9 protein-coding genes are annotated in these 8,853 nt (G+C 71.9%); 4 read left to right on the forward strand and 5 right to left on the reverse strand.

The features are described from left to right. Positions 1 to 2: 2 nt before the first annotated feature. The 5 genes from ACIQU4_RS05205 to ACIQU4_RS05225 are packed head-to-tail and all read right to left on the reverse strand — an operon-like array spanning position 3 to position 3,946. Complete coding sequence (locus ACIQU4_RS05205) at positions 3 to 611, reverse strand: NuoI/complex I 23 kDa subunit family protein (protein ID WP_403725857.1); 609 nt, start codon at positions 609 to 611, stop codon at positions 3 to 5. Next, a complete protein-coding gene (locus tag ACIQU4_RS05210; RefSeq protein WP_403725860.1) occupies positions 611 to 1,570 on the reverse strand; it encodes an NADH-quinone oxidoreductase subunit H in 960 nt (319 codons plus the stop codon). The genes ACIQU4_RS05205 and ACIQU4_RS05210 overlap by 1 nt, the downstream gene beginning before the upstream one ends. Next, positions 1,567 to 2,949 carry an NADH-quinone oxidoreductase subunit C gene (locus tag ACIQU4_RS05215; protein WP_403725861.1) on the reverse strand — a complete coding sequence of 461 codons (1,383 nt, stop codon included), beginning with the start codon at positions 2,947 to 2,949 and terminating at the stop codon, positions 1,567 to 1,569. The genes ACIQU4_RS05210 and ACIQU4_RS05215 overlap by 4 nt, the downstream gene beginning before the upstream one ends. Continuing rightward, a complete protein-coding gene (locus ACIQU4_RS05220) occupies positions 2,946 to 3,548 on the reverse strand; it encodes an NADH-quinone oxidoreductase subunit B (RefSeq protein ID WP_403725863.1) in 603 nt (200 codons plus the stop codon). Before ACIQU4_RS05220 ends, ACIQU4_RS05215 begins: the two co-directional genes overlap by 4 nt. Continuing rightward, complete coding sequence (locus ACIQU4_RS05225; protein WP_030163040.1) at positions 3,539 to 3,946, reverse strand: NADH-quinone oxidoreductase subunit A; 408 nt, start codon at positions 3,944 to 3,946, stop codon at positions 3,539 to 3,541. The genes ACIQU4_RS05220 and ACIQU4_RS05225 overlap by 10 nt, the downstream gene beginning before the upstream one ends. A gap of 147 nt (positions 3,947 to 4,093) precedes the next feature. Between ACIQU4_RS05225 and ACIQU4_RS05230 the strand changes: the two genes are divergently transcribed. From ACIQU4_RS05230 to ACIQU4_RS05245, 4 genes are all read left to right on the forward strand, one after another. Then, entirely contained in the window at positions 4,094 to 5,287 is a 1,194-nt protein-coding gene (locus ACIQU4_RS05230) for a sensor histidine kinase (protein WP_403725865.1), read from the forward strand. Between the two features lie 237 nt (positions 5,288 to 5,524). Beyond that, positions 5,525 to 6,808 carry a sensor histidine kinase gene (locus tag ACIQU4_RS05235; protein ID WP_403725868.1) on the forward strand — a complete coding sequence of 428 codons (1,284 nt, stop codon included), beginning with the start codon at positions 5,525 to 5,527 and terminating at the stop codon, positions 6,806 to 6,808. A 116-nt stretch (positions 6,809 to 6,924) separates the two neighbouring features. After that, positions 6,925 to 7,584, forward strand: a complete 660-nt coding sequence (locus tag ACIQU4_RS05240; RefSeq protein ID WP_403726015.1) for a response regulator — start codon at positions 6,925 to 6,927, stop codon at positions 7,582 to 7,584. Positions 7,585 to 7,864: 280 nt separating this feature from the next. Beyond that, a partial coding sequence (locus ACIQU4_RS05245) for a 2-oxoacid:acceptor oxidoreductase family protein (protein ID WP_403725870.1) occupies positions 7,865 to 8,853 on the forward strand: 989 nt, incomplete at its 3' end.

Genomic DNA, 8,853 nt, shown 5'->3' on the forward strand with positions numbered 1-8,853 from the left:
GGTCACGCGTCTCCCTCCCGGGTGGTGGGGGTGTCGGTCCCGGGCGTCGTGGGCTCGGTGGTCTCGGCGGCTGCGGCTGCTGCCGCGGCGGCCGCGGCTTCGGCCTTCTCCAGCGCCTTGCGGGCGGCGGCGATCTCCTTGGGCTCCTCCGCGGCCGGGTCCAGGGCGGGCGGGGCCGGGACGGTCCACATCCACTCGCGCAGCTTGTCGCGCTCGTGGGTGAGTTCCAGGATGTCCGTCTCCGCGTACTCGAACTCCGGCGACCAGAAGAGGGCGTCGAAGGGGCACACCTCGATGCAGATGCCGCAGTACATGCAGAGGGAGAAGTCGATGGCGAAGCGGTCGAGGACGTTGCGGCTGCGCTCGCGGCCGCCGGGGGCGGCGGCCGGGACCGTCTCCTTGTGGGAGTCGATGTAGATGCACCAGTCGGGGCACTCGCGGGCGCACAGCATGCAGACCGTGCAGTTCTCCTCGAACAGGCCGATGACCCCGCGGGTGCGGGGCGGGAGCTCGGGCTGCACTTCCGGGTACTGGGCGGTGTGCGCGCGCTTCGTCATCGTGCGCAGGGTGACGGCGAGGCCCTTGGCCAGGCCGGATCCGGGGATGGGCATCAGCTGATCGCCACCTTCACGATGCCGGTGAGCGCGATCTGGGCGAGCGCGAGCGGGATGAGTGTGGTCCAGGCGAGCTTCTGGAGCTGGTCCTCGCGAAGGCGGGGGTAGCTCACACGGAGCCAGATCACGACGAAGGCGAGGACCGCGGTCTTGAGGAGGGTCCAGACCCAGCCGTCGGCGAACGGGCCGTGCCAGCCGCCGAGGAAGAGGACGGTGGTGAGGGCGCAGAGGACGACGATGCCGGCGTACTCGGCGAGCAGGAACAGCGCGAAGCGCAGGCCGGTGTACTCGGTGTACGCGCCGAAGATGATCTCGGAGTCGGCGACGGGCATGTCGAAGGGGGGCCGCTGGAGTTCGGCGAGGCCGGCGGTGAAGAAGACGAGCGCGCCGGTGATCTGCCAGGGGAGCCACCACCACTGGAAGGCGCCGACGATGCCGGGGAGGGACACGGTCCCGGCGGCCATCGCGACGGAGGCGGCGGCGAGCAGCATGGGGAGCTCGTACGCGAGGAGCTGGGCGGCGGTGCGCAGGCCCCCGAGCAGGGAGAACTTATTGGCGGAGGCCCAGCCGGCCATGAGGCTGCCGAGGACTCCGATGCCCATCACGGCGAGTACGAAGAACAGCCCGGCGTCGATGACCTGGCCGACTGCGCCTTCGCCGGGGCCGATGGGGATGGCGACGAGGACGAGGAGGTACGGGAGCAGGGCGACGGCGGGGGCGAGCTGGAAGATGCGGCGGTCGGCGCCCGCCGGGACGATGTCCTCCTTCTGCGCGAACTTCACTCCGTCGGCGACGAGCTGGGCCCAGCCGTGGAAACCGCCGGCGTACATGGGGCCGAGGCGGCCCTGCATGTGGGCCATGACCTTGTGCTCGGTCTGCCCGACGACGAGCGGGAGCACGAGGAACACGGCGAAGACGACGATGAGTCGCAGCGCGACGTCGAGGACGTCGTTCACGCGTCGCCTCCGTTGGTGTCGGATTCGGATTCGGGGGTGCCGTCGGGCGCGGACTCCGCGCCGGGGGCGGGCTCCGGCTCGGCGTCGGGCCGCGGGCCGGCCTTGGGCGTCGTCTTCGGCTCGCCCTTCGGGCCCGGGTCGGCCGCGGGTGCCGGGGCGGCCTCGGGTGCCGGGGCGGCCTCGGCCGCGGGTGCGGCCGCGGGTGCCGGGGCGGCCTCGGCCGCGGCCGCGGGTGCGGCCTCGGGCGTGGGCTCCGGTTCCGTGAAGGCGGGCTGGGGGTTGTGCCAGGGCGCGTCCGCGCTGCGGGGGGCGGGGCGCCGGCCCGGCGCCACCGTGCGGCCACGGACTGCCGGGCTCTCCGGACGCGGGGGCGCATCGGCCTGCCCGGCCTCGGCTTCCGGCTCCGCCGGGGAGGCCGTCTGGCCGGCCGAGCCGTCCGAAGCCGAGCGGGTACGCCGGGCCGGGCGCGGCGCGGCTTCGGCCTGCGGAGCGGGCTCGGCCGGGGCTTCGGCCTGCGGCCCGCCCTCGGTCCTGGGCTCCGCCGGGGGGACGGCCTGGCTGGCCGAGCCGTCCGCCACCGAGCGGGTGCGGCGGGGCGGGCGCGGCGGGGTGTCGGTCTGCGGGGCGGCCTCGGCTTCCGGCTGCGCCGGGGGGACGGCCTGGCTCGTCGAGCCGTCCGCCACCGAGCGGGTGCGGCGCGGCGGGCGGGCGGGGGCTTCGGCTGCTTCGGCTCCCGGCGCGCCTGCGGCTGCCGCGCGCGGGGTGCGGGCGACGCGGGCGGGGCGGGCGGGGGCCGGGGGGAGCTGGCCCTTCATGGGGCCCCAGTCGTTGGGGTCCGGGACGCCCGGCGGGAGCATCTGGCGGCGCTTCGGGGCGTCGGGGTCGTGCGCCTCGCCCGGCTCCTTGGCTCCCGGCCAGGCCTTCGTGACGCGCGCGGCCAGCACGAAGTCCTTCCGCAGCGGATGGCCTTCGAAGTTTTCCGGGAGGAGGAGCGGGACCAGGTGCGGGTGGTCCGTGAAGACCACTCCGAACATCTCGTACGTCTCGCGCTCGTGCCATTCCGCGCCCGCGTAGACCGCGACCGCGGAGGGGAGGGAGGGGGCCGTGTGCGGGACCGTCGTACGCAGGAGCAGGCGGCGTACGCGGTGGTTTTCGAGGGACACGACGTGCGCGCAGACACGGAAACCCGTGCCCGGCTCGTCCACCGCGCTCAGCCAGTCGAAGTACGTGCAGCCCAGCTTGTCCCGGGCGATCTCCAGCGCCGGGATCCAGCTTCCGACCGGGACGTCCACCGTCAGGACCTCGTACGCGTACGAGGCGGTGGCCTCCGCGCCGAAGATCGTGGCGGCCGCGTCGGGGAGGGAGTCGTAGAGGTTCATGCGCCCGCTCCCGTGGCCGGCGGGGGCTTGACCAGGCCGCTCGTGAGCTGGGCGGTCGAGGGGTCCGTCGCGTAGCGGTCCGCCAGCGACTCCCTGGCGATCTTCTCCTGGAGCTTGAGGATGCCCTGGAGCAGCGCTTCCGGCCGCGGTGGGCAGCCGGGGACGTAGACGTCGACCGGGATGATCTGGTCGACGCCCTTCGTCACCGAGTACGAGTCCCAGTACGGCCCTCCGCAGTTGGAGCAGGCCCCGAAGGAGATGACGTACTTCGGCTCCGGCATCTGCTCGTACAGCCGCTTCACGGCCGGCGCCATCTTGTCCGTCACCGTGCCCGAGACGATCATCAGGTCCGCCTGGCGCGGGCCGGGCGCGAACGGGATGACGCCGAGCCGGATGAAGTCGTGCCGGGCCATCGACGCGGCGATGAACTCGATCGCGCAGCAGGCGAGGCCGAAGTTGAAGACCCACAGGCTGTAGCGGCGGCCCCAGTTCAGGACCACCTTCATGGGCTCGGGTGCGAGGCGGGAGAGGACTCCCAGGCGCTTGGGCTCCGGGAGCAGCTGGGGCTCGGCCGACGTCCCGGCCGGTGTCACGTCCATTCGAGGACGCCCTTCTTGTACGCGTAGAGCAGGCCGACGGCCAGGAAGCCCAGGAAGATGAACATCTCCACGAGCGTGGTGGCGCCGTAGCCGGCGGCGGCGAACACCGTCGCCCACGGGAAGAGGAAGATCGAGTCGACGGCGAAGATGACGTAGAGGAACGCGTAGACGTAGTAGCGGACCTGGGTGTGCGCCCAGCCCTCGCCGACGGGGTCCACGCCGCATTCGTACGTCAGCAGCTTCTCAGGGGTCGGGACGACCGGTCTCAGCAGGCGGCCCGCGCCGAACGCGACGGCCACGAAGAGCACACCGAGGACGGCCAGCAGGCCGACGACCGAATAACTCCGGAAATAGTCCGCCGCGAGCACGGTTACGGTCGATACCGTTGGGTCGGGCACGTCCGTTCCTCGCTCCTTGGCCACTGTCGATGATCTGGTACGGACGGGAGTCTAGGGCCTGGTCCGCACAGGGTGGGGTTATCCCCCGTTTACAGGGGCCCGGCTCCCCCATGGCACCCGCGGGCCGTAATTGGCAGGCTGTGCCCCATGACCGCGCGCATTCAAGTCTCCCACCCGGGCCCCGACAACGACCGGCCTCCGCCCGTACGGCCCGCCCTGGGGGCCGTGGCGTGGAAAGAGACCGTCCATCTGCTGGGCAATCTTCCGCTCACGCTCGTCGGTTTCGTCTACACGGTGACCATGGTGGCGACCGCGGGCGGCCTGTCCGTGACCGCGATCGGTCTTCCGCTGCTCGCGCTCGGTCTGCTCGGGTCCCGCCAGTTGGGACGGGTGGAGCGGGCGCGGGCGCGCGTGCTGCTGGGCGTACGGGTGGAGGAGCCGACTCCGCTGCCGGGGCCGCGGCGGGCCGGCGGGTTCTTCCCCTGGCTGTGGGCGGGCGTGAAGGACCCGGTGGCGTGGCGGGCCGTGCTGTACGAGCTGGTGCGGCTGCCGTGGGGGGTGCTGACGTTCACGGTGGCGCTGGTGGGGCTGCTGGTGCTGTGGCCGGTGCTGCCGTACGTGGTGCGCTGGCTGTCGAACGTGGACCGGCTGATGGTACGAGGGCTGCTGTCGCCCTCGGACGAGCTGGAGCGGCGGATCGCGGAGCTGGAGTCGGACCGCGGGGTGGTCGTGGACACGGCGGCGGCCGACATGCGGCGCATCGAGCGGGACCTGCACGACGGGGCGCAGGCGCGCCTGGTGGCGCTCGCGATGGGGCTTGGCCTGGCGAAGGAGAAGCTGCTGGAGGATCCGGACGCGGCGGCGGCGATGGTCGACGAGGCGCACGGGGAAGTGAAGCTGGCGCTTCAGGAGCTGCGGGACCTGGCGCGCGGGATCCACCCGGCGGTACTGACGGACCGGGGGCTGGACGCGGCGCTGTCGGCGGTGGCTTCGCGGTGCGTGGTGCCGGTGAAGGTGGCGGTGGATCTGGAGGAGCGGCCTGCGGCCGCGATCGAGGGGATCGCGTACTTCACGGTGTCGGAGCTGCTGCAGAACGTGAGCAAGCACGCGGGGGCGCGGGGGGCGAGCGTGGAGGTGTGGCGGTCCTCCGGGACCGCTTCGGGGCGGCTGCTGATACGGGTTTCGGATGACGGGCGGGGCGGGGCCGACTTGGGGGGCGGGTCGGGGCTGGCGGGGCTGGCGGGGCGGCTGCGGGCGGTGGACGGGGTGTTCGTCGTCGACTCCCCCGAGGGGGAGGGGACGGTGGTGACGGCGGAGCTGCCGTGGCGCGGGCGCGGCTGATTTCGCCGCCGACCGCGATCTTCTGATCGGGACTCCCGTCCGGGGTGGGGCGGGGGTCCCGGTGGTGTTTCCGGGCCCCGCCGGGCTGGGCTCGGGGGCGGGTCCAGTGCTGCTCGATCGGGCGGTGGTGGGGTTATCCCCACCATGGGGACGCCTACCCGCCTGATGGTTCGGGAGGCTCCCGGGCGGGAGGGTGGGGGTGTGGTTACGGGAAGCGTCGAGAGGGCGGGTTGGATTATGGGTTTCGTACGGGCGTTGCGCGCTCCCGTCGAGGGGCGGACCTGGCGGGAGTTCGGGTATCTGGTGCTCGGGCTGCCGCTGAGCCTGCTGTACTTCTCGCTCGCGATCACCGGGGTCAGCCTCGGCGCCGGGCTGCTCGTCACCTTCCTCGGCGTCCCGGTCCTCGCCGGGGTGCTCGCCATGTGCCGCGGGTTCGGGCGGGTCGAGCGGGGCCGGGCGCGGGCCATGCTCGGGGTCGACATCGCCGAGCCGGCGCCGATCCGGGCCGAGAAGCGGGGTCCGCTCGCCGCCATGGGGGCCCTGCTCAAGAGCGGCAGCGCCTGGCGGCACGCGCTGTACTCCGTGATCCACTTCCCCTGGGCCGTCTTCGCCTTCACCGTGGCACTGGTGTTCTGGACGTACGGCTGGGCCTTCCTGCTGTACCCGGTCTGGTTCTGGGTCTTCCCGGCCTACACCGACTGGCCCGGGCTCCAGCTCTTCCAGAACGACGACTACACCTTCTACCTCGACTCCCCCGCCGAGATCGCCCTCGCCTTCCTGGTCGGGCTGGCCTTCACCCTGGCCACGCCCTGGGTGGTGCGGGCCCTGACCACCGTCGACCGCGTCCTCGTCGCCGGGCTGCTCGGGCCCTCGCGCCTCGACCACCGGGTCACGGAGCTGGAGTCCGACCGCGGGGTCGTCGTCGACACCGCCGCCGCCGACCTGCGGCGCATCGAGCGCGATCTGCACGACGGGGCGCAGGCCCGCCTGGTGGCGCTGGCCATGGATCTCGGTCTGGCGAAGGAGAAGCTCGCCGAGGACCCGCAGGCGGCCGCCCGGATGGTGGACGAGGCGCACGGGGAGGTGAAGGTCGCGCTCCAGGAGCTGCGCGACCTGGCCCGCGGGATCCACCCGGCCGTGCTGACCGACCGCGGTCTGGACGCGGCGCTGTCCTCCGTGGCCTCCCGCTGCACGGCGGCGGTACGGGTGTCCGCGGACCTGCCGGACCGGCCGGCCTCCGCCGTCGAGGGGATCGCGTACTTCACCGTCTCGGAGCTGCTCCAGAACATAAGCAAGCATTCCGGGGCCCGTACCGCGAGCGTGGACGTGTGGAGGTCCGGGGACCGGCTGCTGATCCAGGTCGCGGACGACGGGCGCGGCGGCGCGAGCAGCGAAGGCGCCGGCACCGGGCTGGCCGGTCTCACCGAGCGGCTGGACGCCGTGGACGGGGTGCTGGTCGTGGACTCCCCGGCCGGCGGCGGCACCACCGTCACGGCCGAGCTTCCGTGGCGTTCCCGCTAGGACCTGTTTTTCGATGATCCCGAGTCGCCTCCATCCGGCCCCCGGGCTGGGATGCTTGGCTGCGTCAGGTAGATCGGACGACGTGGACTCGGGAGCTGCTGGAAGTGGAAGACAGGGTGCGGGTGGTCATCGCCGAGGATTCAGTGCTCCTGCGTGAGGGCCTGACCCGGTTGCTGACCGACCGGGGGCATGACGTCGTGGCCGGCGTCGGGGACGCGGAAGCCCTGATCAAGACGGTGGCGGAGCTGGCCGCCGAGGACGCGGTGCCGGATGTGGTGGTGGCCGACGTACGGATGCCGCCGACGCACACCGACGAGGGCGTACGAGCGGCCGTACGGCTGCGGCGCGAGCATCCCGGTATAGGCGTGCTCGTGCTGTCGCAGTACGTGGAGGAGCAGTACGCCACCGAACTGCTGGCCGGTTCCAGTACCGGGGTGGGGTATCTGCTCAAGGACCGGGTGGCCGACGTGCGGGAGTTCCTGGACGCCGTCGTACGCGTGGCCCGGGGCGGGACCGCCCTGGACCCGGAGGTGGTCGCCCAGCTGCTCGGCCGCAGCCGGAAGCAGGACGTGCTGGCGGGGCTGACCCCGCGCGAGCGGGAGGTGCTGGGGCTGATGGCCGAGGGGCGCACCAATTCGGCCGTGGCCAAGCAGCTCGTGGTCAGCGACGGAGCGGTGGAGAAGCACGTCAGCAACATCTTCATGAAGCTCGGGCTGTCACCGAGCGACGGGGACCACCGGCGAGTTCTGGCCGTTCTCACCTACCTGCGGTCTTGATCGAAAGATCCGGGGCATTGATCAAAGCCTTGATCAACTGACACCCTGTCAGGCGCGGCGTTACCGCACCCGGCCGCTGGGGGCTCGCACTATTTCTGCACGGCACGAAATCTCGGAATCTCTCGGAATCCCGTGGACCCGCGCATTCCCACGGGATTCTCTCGACAGACCGCCGCAGACGACGGTCCAGAATGCGAGCGTCCCCCGAGAAGGCCGGCCCTGCCGACGTAGGGTTGACCTTGGGAACGGGAACGCCACGCCTCGAAGGAGGTCCAGTTCAGTGACCAGCCAGGTCAGTAGTCCAGCCGAACAGGCCGACGGGGCCGAAGGTGCCGTAGTCGGCGAACAACGGACGCCCCCGGCCCCGGGCGGCAAGGAAGTGCGCCGCCTGGACCGGGTGATCATCCGTTTCGCGGGTGACTCGGGGGACGGCATGCAGCTCACGGGTGACCGGTTCACCTCGGAGACGGCTTCCTTCGGGAACGACCTCTCCACGCTGCCGAACTTCCCGGCCGAGATCCGCGCCCCCGCCGGCACCCTGCCGGGCGTGTCGTCGTTCCAGCTGCATTTCGCCGATCACGACATCCTGACGCCGGGCGACGCCCCGAACGTTCTGGTCGCGATGAATCCGGCGGCGCTGAAGGCGAACATCGCGGACGTTCCGCGCGGCGCCGAGATCATCGTCAATACCGATGAATTCACCAAGCGCCCGATGGCGAAGGTGGGCTACGAGACCTCGCCGCTGGAAGACGGTTCGCTGGGCGCGTACAACATCCACCAGGTGCCGCTGACCACGCTCACCGTCGAGGCGCTGAAGGATTTCGGGCTCTCCCGCAAGGAGGCCGAGCGCAGCAAGAACATGTTCGCGCTGGGGCTGCTGAGCTGGATGTACCACCGGCCCACCGAGGGCACGGAGAACTTCCTGCGTCAGAAGTTCGCGAAGAAGCCGAACATCGCCGAGGCGAACGTGGCCGCGTTCCGGGCCGGCTGGAACTTCGGCGAGACGACCGAGGACTTCGCGGTCTCGTACGAGGTGGCCCCGGCGACCCGGGCCTTCCCGACGGGCACGTACCGGAACATCTCCGGGAACCTGGCCCTGTCGTACGGGCTGATCACGGCGAGCCGGCAGGCCGATCTGCCGCTCTACCTGGGCTCTTACCCGATCACCCCCGCCTCGGACATCCTGCACGAGCTGAGCAAGCACAAGAACTTCGGCGTGCGGACCTTCCAGGCGGAGGACGAGATCGCCGGCATCGGCGCGGCGCTCGG

This window comes from Streptomyces sp. NPDC090741 (genome assembly GCF_044769045.1).
Classification (GTDB): Bacteria; Actinomycetota; Actinomycetes; order Streptomycetales; family Streptomycetaceae; genus Streptomyces.